Genomic DNA, 21,577 nt, shown 5'->3' on the forward strand with positions numbered 1-21,577 from the left:
CCTGCGCAGGAGTGACGACAAATTCGTGCTGATGTGAGTTTAGCAAAGCTGGCGTTACAGAAAGTGGCACACACTCATGCCTCGCAGTCATGCCTTGCACTAAAACCAGGCCACATCACCAACCTGACTTCAACCACCATTTGCACTACAATGCCGAACTTCCCAAGCTGATCGCTAGCTTGTCCTTGCCGCATAGATAATCACCATGAGTCAGACCTTTCCCCCGCATGCCGTTTCTCGTCTTCGTTCTGCACGTTTAGAACGTAGCACCCGTCCGTTTTTGGCGCGTGGTGGGCCTAGTGGTGAGCGTTGTGCTGGTTGCCGTTTGATTTTGAGTCATTGCTTGTGCGATTTGCGCAGTGTGGTGCCGACGCAGGCTGGGGTTTGTTTGTTGATGGCGGAGCATGAGACTTTGAAGCCTAGTAACACGGGTTGGTTGATCGCGGATGTGATTCCGCAGACCTGGGCTTTTGGGTGGGCGCGGACTACTGTGGAGCCAGCTTTGTTGGCACTCTTGGCTGATCCGCAATGGCAGCCTTATGTGGTGTTTCCTGGTGAATTCGTGCCGCCTGAACGGGTGGTTTCGCAGCTTTTGCCTTCACAGCTTGTCGGTGAAAGTCCGGTAGAGAAAAAGCCCTTATTCATTTTGCTCGATGCGACTTGGCCTGAGGCGCGTAAGATTTTTAAGAAGAGTCCTTACTTGAATGCCTTTCCGGTATTGAGTTTGGCACCGGAACAACTCTCGCGTTATCGCTTGCGTCGTTCTCGTCGCGATGATCATTTGTGTACGTCGGAAGTGGCGGCTCTGTGTCTTGCTCTGGCAGGTGAGACGCTGGCGGCGCAAACCATGGAAGCCTATCTCGATGTGTTCACCGAGCATTATCTGAGCGCCAAGCAGCAGCGCAAGATTGATCGTGAGGATGAGGTGCATCAACGCTTATTGGCCTTGCGCGCCTGACCATGGCTTGTCTTTGGGATTTGCTCCTACTGTATATCTCCTTGAAAAACGGCTAAACTAGCGCACTTCGCGGCGGGCTTGCTATGTTTGGACATCGCCAACGCCAGTTTTCACTCTTTTATAAGCTCATCATCATGACAGATACTAGCAAACCAGCATTCCCAGATCGTCTCTCTGTAGATCCACGTAATAAATACTATGTAGCTGAAATTTTTGATCATGAAGTCGGTATTTTGCTGAACGGCAAAGAGCGTTTGGGCGTGGAAGAATACTGCATCAGCGAAGGCTGGATTACCGTGCCAGCGGGTAAGACTTTAGATCGTAAAGGCATGCCGATGATGATTAAAGTTAAGGGCGTGGTTGAGCCGTTCTATCGTTAATTTGCGCTAAGACTTCAGCAACGTTCTCATGGCCAACTACAGCAAAGTGCAATTCATTTCCTGGGAGTTGTACACAGGAACGGCGAAGAAGTCGACTGATCCCAGTCAAACCTATTACTCTGGATTATCCAACACCACCAGCGACTATCGTACCGATGTGCTTGGTCAGTGTTGGGATATCGAAGCGCGCCTTGCGTTTATTGCCGACGCGATGCGCAAGGCTTTCGCCGCAGCCGATCCTAGCCCAACTACTTTAAAGCTTTTTATCGCGCCTGAATTTTTGTGTCGTGGTGCGGGTGGTGCGTATTTGCATGATTTGATTGATGGTTGGGTCGGTCCCGCGCCATCCGACTTCGGATTAAGCGCACCATACGACCGCGCTTGGGGTGGCTTGTTTGGAGGCATGCAAGATTTGGCGGCAAAGCCAGAATATGAACATGGCTTGTTTGTGTTTGGGACGGCGATTACTGCCTCGTTCCCAACTGCGGAGGCGCTCAACGGACAGTTTCTGTTAGACCCTACGCAGCCGGGCGAGGTGTATAACACGGCATTGATACAACGCGGTGGTGAGGACAACACCGAAGCGAACTACGCTTCACGCAAACAGTACATGTCGGGCATCGACTTTTTGAAATGGAGCGGCTCAGTCGCACAGCATACCTATCAACAAGTACACATGCTCGATCCTGAATACGTGATTCCTGCGGATGTGTTGGGCGTGACCGAAGGTGGCGCGAGATTTCGAATAGCTGGCATTCACGATGCGGCAGGACAGCCGATCGACTTTGGCATCGAGATTTGTTTGGATCACGCCAAAAGTGGCGGCAATCGCCAGCATCCCTATGGACGTTTGCGGACAGCGAATCAGTGGGTCAAGATACAACTAGTGCCCTCTGCTGGCATGGGCTTAATGCCTCCTTCTATCCGTTTATTGCCAGCGGCTGGCCCGACGCCACATGCTTATGCGATCAACTGTGATGGCTACACCACCTTAGAAAATAATGTGTTTGGCAGTCATACGCAAATTTGGAATGGCGCTAATGGCGCGGATGTACCCGAGGTGAACAGGTTGGTTGAGGTTGGTGGCGGTGATGCTTATCCAGGCACGCAATTACTACCAATTGCTGAACAGGTGATGACTAGCAATGGGATCGTGTTCGCCAAGCAGTTGTGGGGGAATGGCGGCTCGGTTAACGGCGCTGGTCACGTTCGCGTAATGCCACCGCTTGATTTGTAGGTCTGGTTTTTTAAAGAAGAATTTAGGAACGAATTTAGGAAAGAGTTTAGGAACAGCGATCATGTCAACAATAGAAAAAGCAATCCAAGTCGCCACACGCGCCCACGCTGGACGCATCGGTGAAGACGGTGATCCAGAAATCTTGCACCCATTGCGGGTGATGATGCGCTTGCAGGCTGACGATGAACGTCAGACGGCGATCTTGCATGATGTGATTGAAGATGGTGGCATGACGCCAGAGGAATTGCGCGCGGAAGGTTTTTCTGATGAGATTATTTTGGCGGTCGAAACACTCACGGGCCGCATGGGCGAGAGCTATGACGACTACATTCGTCGCGTGCTGCCTGTGCCACTAGCTGCACGCGTCAAGCGCGCGGATGTCGAAGAACATGCGTCCGTGGTCAGTCGTTTGCCAGTCTGCGCTGAACAAATCGAACGCATGGGTAATTATGAACGTGCGCGTGCGGCTTTAGCTACTGCTTAAAGCGCTGATGGCGATCCATCTTTGAGATATAGATCGCCAATCAATCGGCTCGCCAAGCCGTCACACTCGCTGGCACACCTTCGATAAACATCATGCCATTCCAGATTTTGCTATAGCCTGCGGGGGGCTGATCGGTGCTGAGCGTTAGTTTGAATGCGTTTGGTCGGGTTAAATTCAGTTCTTCAAAATTCATGCGATTGACGTTGCCTTGCGGTGCGCTGACCATCGTCGCATCGACAAAGCTTTTAAAATAAATCTCAAAATAGGCAATCGCTGCCTCGGTTTTTTTTAGAGAAAAATTACCATCACTCTCAGTTTGTGTGTTTGCCATATTCACTCCGTTATCGAATTAGGGGATTGCTTAGCAAGATTATTTGACGGTGATGCCAACGCTTTTGAGCGCGTCACGCCATGCCTGATCATTGCCTGGGTTGAATGCTGCCGAAATCGCATCGCTTGCCGCCGTAAAATCGCTGTAATTGATCGGCTTTCCAGTTATTTTGCTCATGATGGCATTGATCTTTTGTAGATTCTCTGGCGTGTTGGTCTTTAAGCTCATTAAGGCATCTGAGAGACTGAGGGCTGCTTGTATTTGTTCAGGGGTTGGGTCAATTAATTTTTGTAATTTGACATCGGCCTCTTGATTTTTCATGGACGAATCCAATTGAATCGCGTCAATTGCACCAATCAGTGTACCCGCCATTTCATAATTATTTAAGTCGTCCAAGGCTTGCGTAAATGGGTATTGGTCGATGTCCAATTTGACGCCATTTAAGATGCGCAGCAAGACCTGCTTTCTTTGCGAATTCATGGTCGCAATCAGCGCAGGGATGGTTTTGTCGAAGTAAAAATATTTGTCGATCGTCGATTTGCCGCCCGTGATTCCGGCCGCCGCCAAGGCGATATTGGTCTTGGCACGGATCGCACCGGTGGCTGCGCTCGCCAAATTTAATCCTATCAATACGCCATCGGTACCAGCATCCAGATGCTGTTTGTCCACGCCCAAGTCGCGTACAAAACGTTGGTAGCGAATATTATATAAAGCAATGCGGCCATTGACGAAATCATTGCGCTCTTTGGCGGTCGCATTTGCTTTGTAGGTTGATAATTTGGCTGCGGTTTGGTACATGTCTTCCAGCGCTTTGAGATCTTCCTCGTAGCTGAAAGAGGGTGCGGGCGCACCGCCATTTTTCATGCTGCTGCAGGCGCTCATGGTGAAGCAAGCAAGTGCGAGTAGGCTCCATTTTTTGATCGTGGTGTAGAGGCGATTTTTTGCTTGATGCATATCAGATTTCCTTTCTAAAAAGAGGCGAGCAGTGCCGCTCAGAAAAGCATAATTTTTGTGACGTAAAATCTAAGACGCTGTATTTCTGCCTTTGCAGGACTGACGTCTCGATGTGTTGTGCTTAACTGCTATACGTGACAGGACAATAACAATAAATGGCAATAAAAACGAGTGTAAATTTGCCTAGCTAAAACTATCTTTGCATTTAGCACCAATTTTGATGCAAGGAGGCGACACAATGCGATTTGCATTCGACACTTAGGCATTAAGATAGCGCCTGCAAACGCAGTAACTGCGAACGAAAATGTAAGACAGTGGGAACTAAGCGCACGCTAACTTGCCTAAAATCTTTTTCAAGGCTCGCGCAAGTCCAAATTGATTCAAATAGCTCCTAACAAGTCCAACCAAATTGAGAATCCAATTCATGAAACCTACCAGCATGTCCTTACTCATCGCCGCTGCGCTGAGTACCCTCGCCGTATCGCCAGTGTCAGCCACAACCCCCGCTGTCACGTCCAAGCAGTCAGTTAAGCCAGCAAAAGCCAGTCTCAAAGTCGACTATCAAAAATTCACATTAGCCAATGGCTTAGAAGTGATCTTGCATGTGGATCGCTCTGATCCTGTGGTTGCGGTGAATTTGACAGCGCATGTGGGCTCGGCCCGCGAAAAAGCAGGTCGTACTGGGTTTGCGCATTTGTTTGAACATTTGCTGTTTTTAGAATCAGAAAATCTGGGCAAAGGTGGCTTAGATAAAATGTCAGCACGCATCGGTGGCTCAGGCGCGAACGGTTCGACTTCACAAGATCGCACTAATTATTTGCAGACCGTACCAAAAGACGCTTTAGAAAAAATGATTTGGGCAGAAGCCGATAAGCTAGGTTGGTTTATCAATACCGTCACCGATCAAGTGCTGGCGAAAGAGAAGCAAGTCGTCAAGAACGAAAAACGCCAAAGCGTCGATAACAATCCTTATGGCCACAATTCCTATGTGATTGATAAAGCTTTGTATCCAGCTGATCATCCGTATAACTGGCAAGTCATCGGTTCACTCGAAGATTTGCAAAACGCGACGGTCGATGACGTTAAAGAATTTTTCCGTCGCTGGTATGTACCCAACAATGTGACCTTAGTGATCGCAGGTGATTTCGATGCCGCACAAGCAAAGAAATGGGTAGAGAAATACTTTGGTGAAATTCAACGCGGCGAAGAAGTGAAGGCGCTGCCGAAACGTGCAGGTGTGGTGAAAGAGACCGTCAAGCTCTACCACGAAGATAATTTTGCACGCGTACCGGCCTTGACCATGGTGTGGCCTGCAGTCGAACAATTTCATGCTGACTCCTATGCTTTGGATGTGCTCAGTGAATATTTGTCATGCGGCAAAAAAGCACCGTTTTACCAAGTCTTAGTCGAAGATAAAAAACTCACCTCCAACGTCAGCATAGGCAATCGCACTTCGGAATTAGCTGGTCAATTCATGCTCAATGTGCGCGCCTTTGATGGTAAATCTTTAGATGAAGTCGCCAGCGCAGTCAACGACGCATTCGCCAAATTTGAAAAAGATGGCATCTCAGAAAAAGATTTGAATCGCATCAAAGCCGGACAAGAAACCCAGTTTTATAACTCACTCTCCAGCGTACTTGGCAAATCTGCGCAATTAGCTGAATACAATTACTTAACCGGCAATCCAGGTTTCGTTGAACAAGACATCAAAAACATTTTGGCAGTCACGCCAGCCGATGTCATGCGTGTTTATGACAAATACATCAAGGGCAAAAACTTTGTTGCTACTAGCTTTGTACCAAAAGGTAAAGTCAATCTCGCCTTGAGCGGATCAAGCAAGGCCGAAGTCGCTGAAGAAAAAATCGTACAAGGTGCAGAAGCGGCAGTCGATCCAAATATCAACGCGACTTACACCAAAACACCGTCCAAGATCAAACGCGATCAAGAGCCAGCCTATGGTGCCGCAGCAGAAGTTAAAACCCCAAAAGTATGGGAAGGCAAACTGAACAATGGCCTGCGCGTGTACGGCATACAAAATGATGAAGTACCGTTAGTCCAATTTGAAATGCAAATCGATGGTGGCTTGCTGTTAGAAGACATCAACAAAGTCGGCGTTGCCAATTTGATGGCACGCATGATGACCCAAGGTACCGCCAAGAAAACGCCACAAGAATTGGAAGAAGCGATACAGCAACTCGGCGCTTCCATCGTGGTCACAGCACGTACCGAAGACATCCGCATCACAGTCAATACTTTGGCGCGTAACTATCAAGCGACTTTGGCTTTGGTGGAAGAAATCTTGTTAGAGCCACGCTGGGATGAAAAAGAGCTCGCCTTGTTAAAGCAAAATATGTTGAGTCAGATTCGTCAACAAGAAGCGAATCCAAATGTGGTAGCCGCCAACGCTTACAACAAGTTGATCTATGGCGACAAGAATATTCGCTCACGGAATATCTTGGGATCGGAAGAGACAGTCAAGGCGATTACGATTGACGATTTAAAAGCCTACTATCAAAAAAACCTGTCACCATCGATCACGCGTATGCACATTGTCGGTGCTTTACCTAAGGCCACGATTCAAAATTCATTAGCGTCACTGGCAAAGACATGGCAAGCGAAAAAAGTCGAATTGCCAGCTGCGAATATCGCTAGTACAGACGCTAAGCAAACGCAAGGCAAAGTGTTCTTTGTCGATATTCCAGATGCCAAACAATCCGTTTTGCAAATCGGCTATCCAGCACTAGCGGCAACCGATAAAGACTATTACCCAGCCAATGTCATGAACTACATCTTAGGTGGCGGCGGCTTTGCATCCCGCCTTACTCAAGAGCTGCGTGAAGGCAAAGGCTACACCTACGGCATTCGTTCGGGCTTTAACGGCACCAAGAGCATCGGTGAATTCAACATCAACAGCAGTGTTCGTACCAACGTCACGCTGGAATCAACGCAATTGATCAAACAAATTCTGCAAGACTATGCAGTGAGCTACTCAGATGCGGATTTGCAAACGACCAAGAGCTTCTTGATTAAGAGCAATGCCCGCGCTTTTGAAACGTCTTCAGCCAAACTCGGCATGTTAGACAACATCAGCAAATACGGCTGGACACCCAACTATGTGAAAGAGCGCGAACAAATTGTGAAGACCATGACCGTCGAACAGATCAAAGCGCTATCGCAAAAATACCTCGATCCAAACAAGATGATCTGGTTGGTCGTCGGCGATGCGAAAACCCAGTTGCCACGTATGAAGGAATTGGGATTTGGTGAGCCTGTGTTGTTGAGTAAATAGGGTTGGCTTCTTGGGCACGGCGAGCACGTGCCCAAGGATTTTCTGCGTTGATAGAAACTCGACTAAACGAATGCGAATCGTGATTTTCAAAAAGATCGCGATTCGCGTTGTTGAGGAAATTTTGTAGGTTGGAGCTGAGCTTGCGAAGCCCAACGTCTGTTAGTCGACCTGTTCTTACACAATGGTGAGTAGGCAGCGAAGCAGGCTGCTGGAACAGTCAGTTAATGCTCACCATCTACTAGCCACCGTCCATTCTTGCTCTAGTCGCCGGGCTTGGTCGCGTCCTCTTCATTCCAGACACTTAGCACATTTTCGTGTCCATGCTGAATAGCTAGGCGCTGCTTTGCGTCAACGAGATCGCGCGCAACAACTGTCGTTCGAAAGACGGCAGCACTTGCATCGGTTTGTACGATTAGTGCTTCGAATTCACGCAGTGGTTCTTGGACTGGCATAGCGGTTTTTGAGCCTTAACGCCCGTTAGATGACATTTGTGGACAAGAGATCTCCGCTGGGAAGTAAAAGATTCCACCATCGCTGAAGTTTTTTTTCGTTTGTAGCAAAGGCGCCCTCTAACAAGCCTAGCGTCAAGTGTTGCATGTCGTGCAAATCGTGCTCAAGTCGATCGAGCACGCCTGCCGTAAGCATTTCATCCACTTGGTCTTGGTACCGGAGGTGAATGTCAAGTGCGAACAGCATCCTCACTTGAAGCCAACGAAGAAGTGCCCATGATGAATTGATGTTTTGAGCGGATGGATACGGAAGGTTTGGGTCAGGTGATTCTAAAGTGCCAAAAAAATTTCTGACTTCGTCGCAGTTCGCGATGAGTATCTCTGCATTCTGCTTGGCTCGGTCTTGCTCTTCCTGTGTGCCCGTGAGCAATGATCCAAACAATGACTCTGATGTTTTTGAAAGTTCGATGATTTGGTACAACTCTGAACGTAGCTCTAATGATTGATGATCAAGAGCCCTTGCAGATTCAATGGGTAGTTGATAGTCCGCCTCCAATAGTCTCGCGTTGAACTCAAAGTCGATATTGATACGGTTATTGGAAGGCTTTCCAGCTGGCCTTGAGTGCTCGATTTCTTTACGAAGCAAAATTCCAATGTGCTCAACTAGCAAGACTGGATTACGCTTTGACGGGAGTTTCCTGAAGCAGCGTACCCTCGAAGTGCTTCTTGTTGTTAGCATCTCGTAGAACAGCGGGCCGCTGACAATCAGTTTATATTGATTCGATAGCTCAAGCAGGCGACTCTTGCTCACGCCTTCCAGAAAACACTTGTCGAGGATCAGACCCTGTTTCATGTTGCCTCACGCAATTTAATTTTCAAAATGCAAAGATACCCGAACACCCAAAATAAGACAATTTGTTTCAACTCTCTCAAAACCCGCATGGCAGCGACTTGATTTTGTTTATACCCAATGACATCAGCTTTGTAGGTGCGATTAGTGAAACGTAATCGCACGTATGTTAGGTATTCGTACAAATCAATGAAATGCTGGGGACATCTCCACCTAATAATCGATGGCGCAAGCCCAATTTAAGTTAGATTCTATTTTTCCGTTCGGTGGTGAGACACATGCGTGCGATTACGTTTCACAAATCGCTCCTAGATCCTTCGAATATCAAGCTACACTGCGCCACCGACCTGCCAAGCTGCTAAAGCCAAGCCGCCGAATAAGCAAATCTCTGCAATGCGCTGGATCAGCCCACGAACAGGATGTGGAAAGGATAATGCAATCGCGACACCGATCACAATGTATCCCGCAGTTTCGAAAGGTTCACCCAAGCTCTCAGCGAGCCTCATGAGTGCGATGCCGCCACCAATGTACTCAACAGCACCAGCAAAAAAATGAAGTGTATGGCTGACCGTACCGTATAAAGGTGCACCCGCGTCACAGGGGAATACAGCTGCACCAATGTAGCCAATTGCGATACAGAGCGCGAGCGTCGCTGCTGCAGGGGCGGCGGTGTTAATAATGTAGGCAACGATCAGGAGGGAAATGCCTACGGGTAGGAAAAGGCCGAAGGCAACAAAGCGCTGATTGTGCGCGCCAATCTCACCGATCTCGCTGATCGTGTGCTTGATGTGACTATAGCCAGCCTTTTTGGGCGCCAGTACTACAAGACTGGCGAAGAGGTAAATAGTAGCGATAGCTGTTACTACTGTTGCGAGCATTAGTTTCTCCACAATTAAAAGTGATTTAATTTTCAAAATGAAAAGATACCCGAACATTAAACTAAGGACAATTTATTTCAATTTGCACAGAACCTGCATGGCAGCTACCTGATTTAGTTCATATTGAATGGCATTGGATTCAACAAAGTCGATAAAAAAGTATGGTTGAGCCATAAGAAAAAAACTTTAAAACTTTATGTAAAGGACGCTTGACAAAGATTTTTTTTGGTTTACTATGTCAAACATGCTTTACACATTCGGCGAACTCTAGAGGAGCGGTGAATGGGGTAGGCAACAAAAACCAAGCAGCTCGCAATGAAGTTTTCGCACGCTGCTTATTTTTTAGTTTGGTGTGTCAAGCGAGCTTTACATGACGTTGAAATGATATCGTGTAGTGCTGTTAAAGGTAGCAAGGCGTCGTTGGATTCCCTGCTTTTTTTATCACCTGATGTGTCAACTTTGCTTTACATGCTTGTGCCGAAACGATTGCAATACACCAAAAACTGTCATCAAAAATTTATTTAGGAGAACATCATGAAATCAATTTCTATCAACACACAATCCCGTAACGAACTCAATGCATCGATCATATTCGCAGCCATGACTTGGTCGCTGATGATGATTTTTAAAACGGAATTGATCGCTGAGATTGGCGCAACGTTTTTCAATCTTTTGCCAATGTTGCCGATCGCTGCTTTTTGCTTCGCCTTTCACCGCCATCATCAACGTGGTGACCAAACGGCGTGCCGCGCGATCTCTCGCAAGATGGGAGTGGCAATGGCATTGACTGCCGTGTTTGTTTGCAATTTCAGCGCAGAAAAAGGCGCAGGCTTTTCGCAAATTAGTGCAATGTCTAGCTATTGTTTTTTTGCCGTGGCATTGGTGGTATTACTGTTGATTCGTCGTGGTCGCACTTGCTGATCGCGACACCATTATTTCACTAAATTGTCACTACCATTTTTGAATCTAACCCTACTTTATTTAGAGAGAACATCATGAACTTCACATCCACTGTAAAAATGACTTTGTCCGCGATGGCTTGCATGACCGCCTTTGCTATTACAAACGTATCGACCGTGTATGCCGCGCCCGCAGCCGCACCAATTAGCTCTAGCGCGAATGCGGCTGAGCAGTTCCAAGTAGGCAGTATGTACGTCGAGAAGTATGCCAACGCCGCTGCCAAAGGCGCACCCATCATCTTGATTCCAGGTTTATCGAGTGGCGCTTATGTGTGGGATGAGACTGTCAAGCATCTACAAAAAGATCACGAATTGTATGTGATCACCTTGGCCGGTTTTAATGGCAAACCGGCGATTGCTGGTCCTAAATTAGCGAAGGCGAAAGAGTCATTGTTGGAATTGATTCAAACGCAGAAAATCCAAAAGCCGGTCTTAGTTGGCCACAGCCTAGGTTCCGCGTTGTCGATGTGGTTTGCGCAAACGCACTCGAATTTAATCAGTGGTGTATTTGGGGTTGACGGTTTGCCGGTGTTCCCACGCACCGAGTTTATGAGTATGGAACAGCGTCTCGTTATGGCGGAAAATATGCGCCAGCAATTGGCGAGTGCGGATCAAAAAACCTTTGCACAACAGCAGACGCAATACATGCGCACCATGGGAATGGTTGATCCACAAATCGCCGATAAAATCGCGGCCTTTAGCGCAACGAGTGATTCCGTAGCGACTGCAGAATACATGGCAGATTTACTTAAGATGGATATCCGTAAAGATCTACCTGCAATCAGTGTTCCACTCGCTTTGGTCTCACCTTACTATGCACCAGATTTTGAGGCTATGAATGTCTCGGCAGAAGCCAAACATGCTTACTACGAAGGCTTAATGAAAGGCACGCCGAAATTGCGCATGGTACCGATTGCTGGCTCACGTCATTTCCCTATGTACGACCAGCCCCAAGTGTTTCAGGAGAAGTTGGCGGCGTTTTTGAATACGCTATGAGGGTTTAGATGGTCGATAGCACCGATTGTCGATCATCTCGGTGTTCTGGCGAATGTGGCTTAGGCCTGTTTGGGTCTGACTAGTTTTAATTTTTTAAGTGTTCGATGATAAGATAGGTAAATGTTTTAATACCATCTTGATTCGACTATTTGGCATTGCGTTTTTCTAGTCCACTCCCTACATTCGCTTTTACTTATTTATGATTTCACAAACTTCTATGGCCTTTAAGGCGAAGGTTTTTCTTGCTGGCTGGAAAAGCACTTTTGCCGTGTCTACCCTTTTGTTTTTAAGCGCTTGCGGAGGTGGTTCTTCGACGCCACCAGCTTCAATTCCCTCAATCGATATTGCACTGACCTCCTTGAGTTCAGAGGTCGAGGCTGGCGCACCAAATCTCGTGATTTCAGCGAGCATTAGCGGTAGTGCGGGTGCGCCAAATTGGCGGCTTGAAGGAAATCTCGGAAGTCTAGGTGCAAGTGCCGGCAACACAGTTGACTATATTCCACCACCGCTGGGCACGGTAGAAGCTGCGAGCAATGTCAAAATCACGGCAAGCGTGGGTACGGTGAGTAAATCGATCACCTTGCTTGTACGCCCTAGTGCCAGTGGCACCTATGCTTACGCTGGCGCCGTTCGTGGCTGGGGCTATATCGACGCTTTAGGAAATGCGGCACGATTTGCTCTTCCTAACGATATCGTGGCAGACGCTGAGGACAATTTGTACGTATGGGACGAGGGTAATAATCGCATTCGTCGTTTGAGCAAAGCAGCTGCGGTTAGTACGTATGCAGCCATCATTAAACCCTCCACGGCATCATACAAAGTATGGTTGAAGCTACGTCATTTTTCTGGCAGATTCATGTACACCAAAGACGGGGAAGAAGCGCTATTGATTTCTTCAGATGGAAGCAAAATCCCAGTCGATTATACCGACCTGCCAGACATCGCTGACTATCGCGATATCGATGGCAATATTTATCATCGTGGCTCGACGGTCTATGGTAAAAGTTTCGCCACCGTGACAAAAAATCGACAAGTGCTTGCCGGTAATGCGCCCGCCACGGTCGCAAAAGATGGTGTCGGCAGTGATGCGAGTTTTGTGGCAATTAGCAACTTGGTGGTCTTCCCAAATAAGATGGTCTATGTGTTGGACCAAGAACTCGCTAGCGGTAAATATCAGTTGCGCCAAATAAGCCCAGCGGGCGTAGTCTCGACTTTGAGTACAGCGAAATTCGAATCTCCTGCACGCATCATTCCAAATGCGGGCGCTCTTCCGACTGTGTTGGATCGTAATGGTATCCACAAATTGCAAGCCGGAGGCAATTGGAGTTTCACATCAATTAGTGATGGCAAGCTCCTTCCCGCTAAAAATCTTGAGTTCGATTCGCCCGATGCGACAGCCGATAAGGATGGCAATATTTATCTGACAGATCCTATTTTGGATCGAATTATTCGGGTTGCCCCACAGGGGAGTGTTAGCGTCTTTGCTGGCATGCTTGATGGGAAGCCACAAGGTAAGCGTCTTGACGGTCGCGTAGATGCCGCACGTTTCTTACGCCCTTTTGCGATGAGTAAAGATCCTGCGGGCAATCTCTATGTTATTGAAGACACGCCAAACCTTTTAGAATCTGATGGCCAATCTTGGAAACAATATGCCCTGACTTTGCGCAAGATCGCTGTCGATGGCACCGTCACGACATTATCTGCGCCAAATCTTTGGTGGGGAAAAGCTGATAGCACTAAGATGGCTGAAACTTTTACGGCACCGAATCAGCTAGTGGTCGATAACGATTCCAGCATCTGGATTTTCAATCGACTATTGATGGTAGGCAGCGTCTTTGTTCCGCCTACTCCTTTTGGCGAAAATGCTATTTGGAAAATTACCCCTGATGGCAAGCGCACGAAAGTGACGGCAAAAATTGCAGACTGCCCGACTGGCGTTCGTGAATGGAAAGTTTGCGATATGGTCTTTGATGGCAAAGACAATTTATTCGTTGCGGATGGAGATGGTGTGCACAAATTGCACGCCGACGGCAGCCTGACAAAATTATCAGGAATGGAATCTATAGGAGCGGTAAGCGCTTTGGCTTCGGATGGCAAAGGCAATTTGTATTTTGCCCGCGATCCCAGCAGTGACCCAGGTATTTACAAACGAACCGCCTTAGGCTCTGTCGCAAAACTGCACAACACAAATCCCCATTTGAACAGCAAGATGCTTGCTGATGACCAAGGCAATATCTATTTTTCCAAGGCTTGCGCTTTGTATAAACTTAGTTCTTCTGGGGTTGAAACCTTGATCGCTGGTGCGGCCGGACAGTGTGGAATGCAGCTTGGCAATCTGCAAAGTACCAGACTGCATCAAATTACCAGTTTCCTATGGTTAGGGTCAAATTCGCTGTACGCAACTGTGGATGACGCCATCTTAAAAATTGTGTTGCCGTAAATGACCACTGCGTGCCTGCTCGGATGATGAAAAGTGAACACAAGACGCGCTTGGCTGGGTTAGATGCTTAGGCCAGAATTTAATAAGCTTTGCCGCTTTGCGTGCAAATGACTGACAATGCCGCAAGAACGCCTATGCGGCATTGTCATTTTGACAGAAGATAATTTTTTATTACTGAAATGTCGGTGTTTTCAAGCTAATTGCATGATTTTTAAGCGAAAAATCGCAAAGCTATTAGGCATAAACAGCATCTAAGAGTAAACTACGGCCTTATGCTTTTTCGCATCCTGTGAAAAACGCGCCTCTTGTACCCGATGTTCCTCTAGTGAGCCCGCCCCATGTCTGAAGCCCAATTATCCCCGTCTATCACCTTTGCTGACTTGCAATTGAGTGAAGCCATCCAACGCGCCTTGAGCGACGTTGGTTACGAATCGCCATCGCCGATTCAAGCCGCAACCATCCCAACTTTGTTAGACGGTCGTGACGTCTTAGGTCAGGCGCAAACAGGAACGGGTAAAACTGCGGCGTTCGCGTTACCGATTTTGTCGAACATCGACATTCGTCAAACTGCACCGCAAGCACTGGTATTAGCACCAACGCGCGAATTGGCGATTCAGGTTGCAGAGGCATTTCAGACTTACGCGCGTTATATCCCAGGCTTTCATGTCTTGCCGATTTACGGCGGTCAAAGTTATGGTCCACAATTGTCTGCCTTGCGCCGTGGTGTGCATGTCGTCGTCGGTACGCCGGGTCGCGTGATTGATCATTTGGATAAAGGCTCACTCGATCTATCGCAGCTCAAAACTTTGGTGCTGGATGAAGCCGATGAAATGCTGCGCATGGGTTTTATCGATGACGTAGAACGCATCTTGCAAGAGACACCAGAAGGTCATCAAACTGCGTTGTTCTCTGCGACTATGCCTTCCGTGATCAAGCGCATTGCGCAAACTTATTTGAACAAACCTGCTGAAATCACAGTAGCGGCGAAAACCGGCACTGCCGACAATATTCGCCAACGCTATTGGCTGGTCAGCGGCATGCACAAGCTCGACGCATTGACGCGTATTTTGGAAGCTGAAACTTTTGACGGCATGATTATCTTCGCCCGCACGAAACTCGGTACCGAAGAGCTCGCTTCCAAATTGGCGGCGCGTGGTTTCTCAGTAGCAGCGATTAATGGCGATATTCAACAGCAACAACGTGAACGCACGATTCAACAATTAAAAGACGGCAAGATCGATATTCTGGTCGCGACCGACGTTGCAGCGCGCGGTCTGGACGTAGAACGTATCAGCCACGTCGTCAATTACGACGTCCCGCATGATCCAGAAAGCTACACGCATCGTATCGGTCGTACTGGTCGTGCAGGCCGTAGCGGTGAAGCGATTTTGTTTATCACGCCTCGTGAAAAAAATCTCTTAACCGCGATCGAACGTGCCACGCGTCAAAAAGTGTCGCCGTTGGAATTGCCGACCATTCAAGCTGTCAATGATGTGCGTATTTCACGCTTTAAAGATCAGATCACTGAGACTTTGGCACAGGGCGAACTCGAACAATTCTTGAACGTAATCTCTGAATACGAAAGCGAGCATAACGTACCCGCATTTGAAATCGCTGCGGCATTAGCCAAGATGGCACGTGGCGACGAGCCACTGCTGCTCGATAAGAATAAACGCGAAGTCAAGAGCGACGATAGCTGGCGCGATGAGGCGCCTTCACGTAGCAGCCGCACCGAACGTGGTGATCGTCCAGCTCGTGGCGACAGCAATGAGCGTGGCAGCCGATTTGGCGACCGCAGTGATCGCGAAAGCCGCGGCCCACGTCGCGAACATAGCCCACGCACAGCTGAGCCAGGTATGCGCACTTTCCGTATCGCGGTCGGTCATGAGCACGGCGTTAAGCCAGGCAATATCGTCGGCGCGATTGCGAACGAAGCGAATATCGATTCCAAGCATATCGGTCGCATTGACATCTACGACGATTACACGGTCTTGGATCTGCCAGAAGATTTGCCAAAAGATATGTTGTCGCATTTGAAGAGGGTACGTGTCGCTGGTCAAGCATTGAACATTCGTGCAGATGGCGAAGCTGCGAGTAGCAACGACGAAGCACCACGTAAGTTTAGCGAACGCAGCGATCGCGCAGAGCGCGCTCCACGTGCCGAGCGCACAGAGCGCAGTGATAGTTTCGAAAAGAAAACCGATCGTAGCAAACTCGACAAAGTGGTCGAACGCGCAGCCACTTTCCCAGCCGATGAAGCCCCAGCCAAAGCCGACAAAAAACGCGCTGACAGCAAAGGCAAAGTCGCGATTCCCATGCAAACCTTCCGCATTGAAGTCGGCAAACAACACGCAGTCACACCAGGCAATATCGTCGGCGCGATTGCAAATGAAGCTGGTTTAGACGCGAAGTTAATCGGTCACATTGGTTTGTTTGACGACCATTCTACGGTTGACTTGCCAGTTGGCATGCCAAAAGACATCCTCACGCATTTAAAAGGCGTGTGGGTCGCTGGTAAAAAACTTGATATCAAAGAAGTTGGCAGCAGCACGATGTTAGTGAATGCCAAGCCAGTCCCTTTGAAAGAACGCATTGCTGGTGGCAATCGTCGTGTAGCCGAAAAAGAGGCAGCCCCACGCGTCAAAAAACCAGCAACAGCACGCGGTGGTAGCAGTAGCCGTTTTGAAACAGTTAAAGGCGTTAGTAAGGCCAAGAAGTATTGATGTGAAGTCGAGCGACTTTGATCTGTGACCAAAGTCGACGTGACAAAACCCAATAAAAAGTCCACCCTAACAGTGATTAAGGTGGACTTTTTTTATGCAAATTTGACGACAGAAAATTGTAGTCTGCCATCCAAGTTGTTCTTGCTTGCTTCGATACGACGGTCTTAGCGGACTTCACAAAGTTGGCCAACATCGCCGGAGTAGATCAGGCGATTGCAGCGGCTAGCACTGAACTGTTGGCAAGCGCTTTGCTCACCTTGTGCGCAGGCGCATAAGAGATCAACGCAATATTCATAAGTAATGGCATAGGCGGGACTCATAGAAACTGCGATACCGAGTCCAATTGCAAAGCTAAACAGGGCTTTTTTTAATTTAATCATTTTTATCTCCGTTGATGAATAGGTTGAGTGACATGTTTCGAACAAGTCACAAAAAATAGTATCATGGAAAGTTTTTTTAAAAAATGAATTTGAGTAGATTTTAAGAATTCTTGTTGTTGATTGGCTAGTCGCCTAAAGATCATCCGCCTTTGGTCGTGGGCGAATGATCTTTTGCTCGTCGTTAGGCGATGATTTTTAGAGGATTGGTGGTCTTCCAATCACCACGCGTAAAGTCTGGGAAGACTTGAGAGTTACCATCTTCGGCAACTGACTTCTCACTCAGTGGGCCGACGGCTGACCAGAAGCAGCCTTCGTAGACATTTTGATCCAGTGCTTCGCCTTTGCGCAGGCACTCGATGATACGGTAGAGCATCAAGAAATCCATGCCGCCATGTCCGCCCATTTTCGTGGCTAGCTCACCTAAGCGCACATAGAGTGGATGTTCGTATTTTTGTGCAATCGCTTCCCACTCTTTGCCTTCTGCCCATTTGTGATAATTACTGGTGATCCCTTCAACAGAAATACGATTTGGGAAACCAGCTAATACGCCATTCACACCCCAGATCGTATTGTGGCGTGAATAAGGTCGTGGTGTGGTTTCATCCCACTGCACCATGATGGTACGGCCTAGTGTGGTTTTGATGATGGAGGTATTTAAGTCACCACCTTTAAAATCGAGCTCTCTAAATTTCTCCGAGGTCAGTTTTGTGGACTTTTTCGCATACGCTGCACGGCCTTTGGCTGGTGACGAAAAGGAGGAGATGCGGCCAAACGTATCTTCGCTACGCGCCAGATTCATGTATTGTGCGACCGGACCTAAGCCATGCGTTGGATATAGATTGCCGTTGCGTTTAGCGTATTCAAAAGTGCGCCATGAACCAGTGGAATCGCCATTCTCCATTTGGAAGCGTAGTGCATGAATATAGGAGGCTTCGCCATGCAACAAATCGCCCAAGACACCTTGTCTAACCATATTCAGATATAGCAATTCTTCGCGGCCGTAGTTGACGTTTTCCATCATCATGCAGTGACGGCCTGTCGCTTCCGAGGCGTCCACGATGTCCCACATCTCTTTGAGCGTGGTGGCAATCGGCACTTCAACAAAGGCATGCGCGCCAGCCTGCATGGAGGCAATTGCCATCGGTGCGTGCAGGCTCCATGGGGTGTTGATAAAGACGGCATCTGGCTTGGTTTCTGTCAGCATAGTGCGCCAGCCGTTGTCGTCGCCAAAATAAACTTTCGGTGTGTGTCCAAATTTAGCGACAGCCGCTTCGGATTTTTTTGCACGTGCTTCGACCACATCGGCAATACCGACAAATTGCACGCCATCGATGGCGGCGAGCTGTGACGCATGGCCTGAACCGCGTGCACCGACACCAATGATGGCGACTTTCACTTTATCCAGTTTAGGGGCAACGAAGTCGCCCATGTATTTGGCCTGGCGTGGACGTTGCGCGGTGTTGGTTTTTTGTGCCTTGCTTTGTGCGGCAGCTTGCAGGCTGGTCAAGCTGGCAAGGCCAGCGGTCAAGCCGCTTAAGGTTTGTAAAAAACCACGGCGCGTGGCGTTGTTAGATGAGGTCATAGATCGGTCTCTTTTGTTGGTGTTTATTGGTGTTGGTTCGTGTTGGTTTTGGCGTTGAATACAAAGCTGTCCGATCAAATTTTACCCAAACACCATACATATAACAGCGATTAATATTCAAGGCTTCGTTTAGTTATTTTTTAGGAGCTGCACTTGTCTATTCACCTGTGTTGATTGTGGTAGAGTCATTCGCATCACTTTTATTTGATGATTATCGCCATGCCACAGCTAACTGTAAAACAACTACAAGATTTTTTGCAAACCGATTTTCCGCAGAGTTCGGTGATCGTAGAAGCTGTCGGGGATCAGTGTGCGACTATTCGTCAAGTGATCGACGGCTCGCATTTACGTCCTGGTGGGACAGTGTCGGGTCCAGTTCTAATGGCGGTTGCCGATATTGCGATGTATGTCGCTTTACTCTCTGAAATCGGTATCGTGCCTCTGGCAGTGACCACAAATTTAAGCATTAACTTCTTACGTAAGCCGGCGGCTGATCGTGACATCGTCGCGCAGTGTCATTTGCTGAAAGTCGGTAAGACCTTGGCGGTGGGTGAGGTCTCCTTATTTTCTGAGGGCGTCAGCGATTTGTTGGCGCATGTCGTGTGCACTTATGCGATACCGCCACGGGTTTAGTCATAGTGTCTTTTTAATGTGGCTAATCATTTAAACTAATAATCCACAAAGCTTTGACAAGGTAGGCGCAAATTCGTATGCTTCGCTTGCCGCGCAGAAATTTTTTGCTGGCGGTACTTATTTCCTGCTCGCTAATTGTAGATTGATCGTCCTTATTTAATGAATCATCGTTGTATCCAATTGCTACTCGGTTTGTGTATCTGCAGTCTGTCGACACAGGCGTTTGCTGCGGATGCACTCAAACTGTTGTACGAAATTCGTGAACCGATGTCGTATCGCGATAGCCGTGGCAAAATTACTGGATTGGTGGTGACACCGGTAGAGCAGGCGATGCTCGCTGCTGATATTTCTTACGTGTGGATAGAGACACCGTTTAAGCGGCAACTGAACGTAGTCGAAGCCAATGATGACGCTGTGTGTGCAGTCGGTATGTTTAAAAACCGAGATCGGCAAAAGTACGCCAAATTTTCCCTCGCAATATTGCGTGATACCACGCGTCCATCCGTCATGCTCGCGCATAAGGATTTTCAGCCAGATAAGGGGATGGATCTATTGAGAACCTTGAGTCTACCTGGTATCAAGATACTGAAAAAAGAATCCGCTTCTTATGGCACCGTGATCGATGACGCGATTGAGCGTTCACGTATCACCGTGGTGGGTACTACTGCAGAATCAATGAACATGGCAAAAATGATCGCGGCAAGACGCGCTGATTTTATTTTTGTGCCAGAAGACGAAGCTTTAAATATGATCAAGTTAATCGGTGAAGATAAGCTGTACATTTTTAAACCGCTAGGAATGCCACAAGGGCCAGAACGGTTTTTGATGTGCAGCCAGCAAGTGTCGGATGAGTTGCTACAGCGGTTTAATAAGGCATTGCCGAAATAAGTATGTCCCCATGTTGTGAGCAATATTGTCAGCTGTATTGACAGGATAGAGACTATGACCAGATTACGCATCAGCTCAGGTTCGAGCTTCGAAGAGAAAATAGGCTATTCACGCGCCATCGTTCACGACAATTGGGTATTTGTTTCCGGAACCACTGGCTTTGACTATAGCAGCATGACCATTGCTGACGACATCGTTGTCCAAACTGAACAGTGCTTACAAAATATTATTGCTGCGCTCACTCAAGCTGGAGCGAGCTTGGCCGATGTCGTCAGGGTTAATTATGTCGTGCCCGATGCGACGCAATTTGAATTGTGTTGGCCAGTGTTGCGGCAATACTTTGGCGACATACGTCCGGCCGCTATGATGATTTCGGCGGGATTGGCCGATCCTCGGATGAAAATAGAAATTGAAGTCACGGCGATTAAGCAAGCAAAATAAAAGCTGACGATCTCAAAAAAAATCGCAACATGGCAGAAACCATGTTGCGATTTTTTTTGGGTACCTAGTTTTAGGCTCAGGCATCCAACTCGTTTTGTTGCACAATAATGCGCGACACTAAACCGTATTCCTTCGCTTCCACCGCGCTCATCCAATAATCGCGTTCGATATCATTGGTCACACGTTCTAAAGTCTGACCCGATTCCTTGGCGATTAAGGCCGCGATGCGTTCGCGAATCTTGACGATTTCACGTGCTTGAATCGCGATATCAGTGGCTTGGCCACCAGCGCCGCCACTAGGTTGGTGAATCAAGAAGCGCGTATTTGGTAAGCACACGCGAAGTTCTTTAGGCACTGCTAAAAATACATTAACGGCAGCGCTACCAACCCAGCCCGTGCCAACCACATGCACCGGTGCGTTGATAAAACGGATCATGTCATGGATCACGTCACCAGATTCTACGTGCCCACCAGGAGAGGATACCAATAAGGTAATTGGTTCATTTGATTCCGCAGACAAGGCGATTAAACGCTTGCTGACTTCTGCTGCCAACTTATCGTTGATGGTGCCAAAAACGAGTACGGTGCGGGATTTAAACGCTTTTTCTTCCAAGAATGGACTAGCGGCTTCGGCTTGCTTTTCTTTGTCTTCGGACATAATCACTTTCTCATTCAAAATAAACTGTGGTATCGCTGTTGCCACAGGACTGCAGGATTTCGGTAAA

The 21,577-nt window shown here is 48.0% G+C and carries 20 protein-coding genes; 12 read left to right on the plus strand and 8 right to left on the minus strand.

Annotation, left to right across the window (positions count from 1 at the left end):
• Positions 1-205 precede the first annotated feature (205 nt).
• The 4 genes from H8K52_RS02430 to H8K52_RS02445 all read left to right on the plus strand — a co-directional run bounded on the left by H8K52_RS02430 (position 206) and on the right by H8K52_RS02445 (position 3,059).
• Complete coding sequence (locus H8K52_RS02430) at positions 206-958, plus strand: tRNA-uridine aminocarboxypropyltransferase (protein WP_186921086.1); 753 nt, start codon at positions 206-208, stop codon at positions 956-958.
• A gap of 134 nt (positions 959-1,092) precedes the next feature.
• Positions 1,093-1,338: a DUF3297 family protein gene (locus H8K52_RS02435; RefSeq protein ID WP_186921088.1), complete on the plus strand. Its 246-nt coding sequence runs from the start codon at positions 1,093-1,095 to the stop codon at positions 1,336-1,338.
• Positions 1,339-1,366: 28 nt separating this feature from the next.
• Positions 1,367-2,575: a hypothetical protein gene (locus H8K52_RS02440; RefSeq protein ID WP_186921090.1), complete on the plus strand. Its 1,209-nt coding sequence runs from the start codon at positions 1,367-1,369 to the stop codon at positions 2,573-2,575.
• A 61-nt stretch (positions 2,576-2,636) separates the two neighbouring features.
• Entirely contained in the window at positions 2,637-3,059 is a 423-nt protein-coding gene (locus H8K52_RS02445; protein WP_186921092.1) for a GTP pyrophosphokinase, read from the plus strand.
• Between the two features lie 40 nt (positions 3,060-3,099).
• Here the strand turns inward: H8K52_RS02445 and H8K52_RS02450 are convergent, their stop codons facing one another.
• Together H8K52_RS02450 and H8K52_RS02455 are read right to left on the minus strand one after the other, a co-directional pair.
• Positions 3,100-3,390, minus strand: a complete 291-nt coding sequence (locus H8K52_RS02450) for a hypothetical protein (RefSeq protein WP_186921095.1) — start codon at positions 3,388-3,390, stop codon at positions 3,100-3,102.
• Between the two features lie 39 nt (positions 3,391-3,429).
• A complete protein-coding gene (locus H8K52_RS02455) occupies positions 3,430-4,344 on the minus strand; it encodes a hypothetical protein (protein WP_186921097.1) in 915 nt (304 codons plus the stop codon).
• A gap of 424 nt (positions 4,345-4,768) precedes the next feature.
• Between H8K52_RS02455 and H8K52_RS02460 the strand changes: the two genes are divergently transcribed.
• Complete coding sequence (locus H8K52_RS02460) at positions 4,769-7,633, plus strand: M16 family metallopeptidase (RefSeq protein ID WP_186921099.1); 2,865 nt, start codon at positions 4,769-4,771, stop codon at positions 7,631-7,633.
• A 260-nt stretch (positions 7,634-7,893) separates the two neighbouring features.
• Here the strand turns inward: H8K52_RS02460 and H8K52_RS02465 are convergent, their stop codons facing one another.
• The 3 genes from H8K52_RS02465 to H8K52_RS02475 form a co-directional block, all read right to left on the minus strand.
• A complete protein-coding gene (locus H8K52_RS02465) occupies positions 7,894-8,085 on the minus strand; it encodes a hypothetical protein (RefSeq protein WP_186921101.1) in 192 nt (63 codons plus the stop codon).
• Between the two features lie 25 nt (positions 8,086-8,110).
• Entirely contained in the window at positions 8,111-8,935 is an 825-nt protein-coding gene (locus H8K52_RS02470; RefSeq protein WP_186921103.1) for a hypothetical protein, read from the minus strand.
• Between the two features lie 326 nt (positions 8,936-9,261).
• On the minus strand, positions 9,262-9,810 hold the full coding sequence (locus H8K52_RS02475) for a DUF998 domain-containing protein (RefSeq protein ID WP_186921105.1): 549 nt from the start codon (positions 9,808-9,810) through the stop codon (positions 9,262-9,264).
• A 534-nt stretch (positions 9,811-10,344) separates the two neighbouring features.
• On the opposite strand from H8K52_RS02475, the gene H8K52_RS02480 reads away from it, so the two are divergent.
• The 4 genes from H8K52_RS02480 (at position 10,345) to H8K52_RS02495 (ending at position 16,928) form a co-directional block, all read left to right on the plus strand.
• Complete coding sequence (locus H8K52_RS02480) at positions 10,345-10,731, plus strand: hypothetical protein (protein ID WP_186921107.1); 387 nt, start codon at positions 10,345-10,347, stop codon at positions 10,729-10,731.
• 74 nt (positions 10,732-10,805) lie between these two features.
• Positions 10,806-11,765: an alpha/beta fold hydrolase gene (locus H8K52_RS02485; protein ID WP_186921109.1), complete on the plus strand. Its 960-nt coding sequence runs from the start codon at positions 10,806-10,808 to the stop codon at positions 11,763-11,765.
• A gap of 268 nt (positions 11,766-12,033) precedes the next feature.
• A complete protein-coding gene (locus tag H8K52_RS02490) occupies positions 12,034-14,205 on the plus strand; it encodes an NHL repeat-containing protein (protein WP_186921111.1) in 2,172 nt (723 codons plus the stop codon).
• Positions 14,206-14,543: 338 nt separating this feature from the next.
• Positions 14,544-16,928: a DEAD/DEAH box helicase gene (locus tag H8K52_RS02495; RefSeq protein ID WP_186921113.1), complete on the plus strand. Its 2,385-nt coding sequence runs from the start codon at positions 14,544-14,546 to the stop codon at positions 16,926-16,928.
• A gap of 164 nt (positions 16,929-17,092) precedes the next feature.
• Here the strand turns inward: H8K52_RS02495 and H8K52_RS02500 are convergent, their stop codons facing one another.
• Both H8K52_RS02500 and H8K52_RS02505 read right to left on the minus strand, forming a co-directional pair.
• Positions 17,093-17,308: a hypothetical protein gene (locus H8K52_RS02500; RefSeq protein ID WP_186921115.1), complete on the minus strand. Its 216-nt coding sequence runs from the start codon at positions 17,306-17,308 to the stop codon at positions 17,093-17,095.
• A 181-nt stretch (positions 17,309-17,489) separates the two neighbouring features.
• Complete coding sequence (locus H8K52_RS02505; protein ID WP_186921116.1) at positions 17,490-18,890, minus strand: Gfo/Idh/MocA family protein; 1,401 nt, start codon at positions 18,888-18,890, stop codon at positions 17,490-17,492.
• Between the two features lie 219 nt (positions 18,891-19,109).
• Here H8K52_RS02505 and H8K52_RS02510 point away from each other — a divergent pair, with 219 nt between their 5' ends.
• From H8K52_RS02510 to H8K52_RS02520, 3 genes are all read left to right on the plus strand, one after another.
• A complete protein-coding gene (locus H8K52_RS02510) occupies positions 19,110-19,523 on the plus strand; it encodes a PaaI family thioesterase (RefSeq protein WP_186921118.1) in 414 nt (137 codons plus the stop codon).
• A 159-nt stretch (positions 19,524-19,682) separates the two neighbouring features.
• On the plus strand, positions 19,683-20,411 hold the full coding sequence (locus tag H8K52_RS02515; RefSeq protein ID WP_186921120.1) for a substrate-binding periplasmic protein: 729 nt from the start codon (positions 19,683-19,685) through the stop codon (positions 20,409-20,411).
• 54 nt (positions 20,412-20,465) lie between these two features.
• Positions 20,466-20,852: a RidA family protein gene (locus tag H8K52_RS02520; RefSeq protein ID WP_186921122.1), complete on the plus strand. Its 387-nt coding sequence runs from the start codon at positions 20,466-20,468 to the stop codon at positions 20,850-20,852.
• 76 nt (positions 20,853-20,928) lie between these two features.
• On the opposite strand, the gene H8K52_RS02525 is transcribed toward H8K52_RS02520, so the two are convergent.
• On the minus strand, positions 20,929-21,510 hold the full coding sequence (locus tag H8K52_RS02525) for an ATP-dependent Clp protease proteolytic subunit (protein WP_186921485.1): 582 nt from the start codon (positions 21,508-21,510) through the stop codon (positions 20,929-20,931).
• Positions 21,511-21,577 lie beyond the last annotated feature (67 nt).

The organism is Affinundibacterium seohonense, from assembly GCF_014284305.1.
Classification (GTDB): domain Bacteria; phylum Pseudomonadota; class Gammaproteobacteria; order Burkholderiales; family Burkholderiaceae_D; genus Undibacterium; species Undibacterium seohonense.

What these genes read in the sequence shown, in the direction of transcription:
- H8K52_RS02430 (WP_186921086.1), top strand. Translation starts at nt 206, where the DNA reads ATGAGTCAGACCTTTCCCCCGCATGCCGTTTCTCGTCTTCGTTCTGCA.
- H8K52_RS02435 (WP_186921088.1), top strand. Translation starts at nt 1,093, where the DNA reads ATGACAGATACTAGCAAACCAGCATTCCCAGATCGTCTCTCTGTAGAT.
- H8K52_RS02440 (WP_186921090.1), top strand. Translation starts at nt 1,367, where the DNA reads ATGGCCAACTACAGCAAAGTGCAATTCATTTCCTGGGAGTTGTACACA.
- H8K52_RS02445 (WP_186921092.1), top strand. Translation starts at nt 2,637, where the DNA reads ATGTCAACAATAGAAAAAGCAATCCAAGTCGCCACACGCGCCCACGCT.
- H8K52_RS02450 (WP_186921095.1), bottom strand. Translation starts at nt 3,390, where the DNA reads ATGGCAAACACACAAACTGAGAGTGATGGTAATTTTTCTCTAAAAAAA.
- H8K52_RS02455 (WP_186921097.1), bottom strand. Translation starts at nt 4,344, where the DNA reads ATGCATCAAGCAAAAAATCGCCTCTACACCACGATCAAAAAATGGAGC.
- H8K52_RS02460 (WP_186921099.1), top strand. Translation starts at nt 4,769, where the DNA reads ATGAAACCTACCAGCATGTCCTTACTCATCGCCGCTGCGCTGAGTACC.
- H8K52_RS02465 (WP_186921101.1), bottom strand. Translation starts at nt 8,085, where the DNA reads ATGCCAGTCCAAGAACCACTGCGTGAATTCGAAGCACTAATCGTACAA.
- H8K52_RS02470 (WP_186921103.1), bottom strand. Translation starts at nt 8,935, where the DNA reads ATGAAACAGGGTCTGATCCTCGACAAGTGTTTTCTGGAAGGCGTGAGC.
- H8K52_RS02475 (WP_186921105.1), bottom strand. Translation starts at nt 9,810, where the DNA reads ATGCTCGCAACAGTAGTAACAGCTATCGCTACTATTTACCTCTTCGCC.
- H8K52_RS02480 (WP_186921107.1), top strand. Translation starts at nt 10,345, where the DNA reads ATGAAATCAATTTCTATCAACACACAATCCCGTAACGAACTCAATGCA.
- H8K52_RS02485 (WP_186921109.1), top strand. Translation starts at nt 10,806, where the DNA reads ATGAACTTCACATCCACTGTAAAAATGACTTTGTCCGCGATGGCTTGC.
- H8K52_RS02495 (WP_186921113.1), top strand. Translation starts at nt 14,544, where the DNA reads ATGTCTGAAGCCCAATTATCCCCGTCTATCACCTTTGCTGACTTGCAA.
- H8K52_RS02500 (WP_186921115.1), bottom strand. Translation starts at nt 17,308, where the DNA reads ATGATTAAATTAAAAAAAGCCCTGTTTAGCTTTGCAATTGGACTCGGT.
- H8K52_RS02505 (WP_186921116.1), bottom strand. Translation starts at nt 18,890, where the DNA reads ATGACCTCATCTAACAACGCCACGCGCCGTGGTTTTTTACAAACCTTA.
- H8K52_RS02510 (WP_186921118.1), top strand. Translation starts at nt 19,110, where the DNA reads ATGCCACAGCTAACTGTAAAACAACTACAAGATTTTTTGCAAACCGAT.
- H8K52_RS02515 (WP_186921120.1), top strand. Translation starts at nt 19,683, where the DNA reads ATGAATCATCGTTGTATCCAATTGCTACTCGGTTTGTGTATCTGCAGT.
- H8K52_RS02520 (WP_186921122.1), top strand. Translation starts at nt 20,466, where the DNA reads ATGACCAGATTACGCATCAGCTCAGGTTCGAGCTTCGAAGAGAAAATA.
- H8K52_RS02525 (WP_186921485.1), bottom strand. Translation starts at nt 21,510, where the DNA reads ATGTCCGAAGACAAAGAAAAGCAAGCCGAAGCCGCTAGTCCATTCTTG.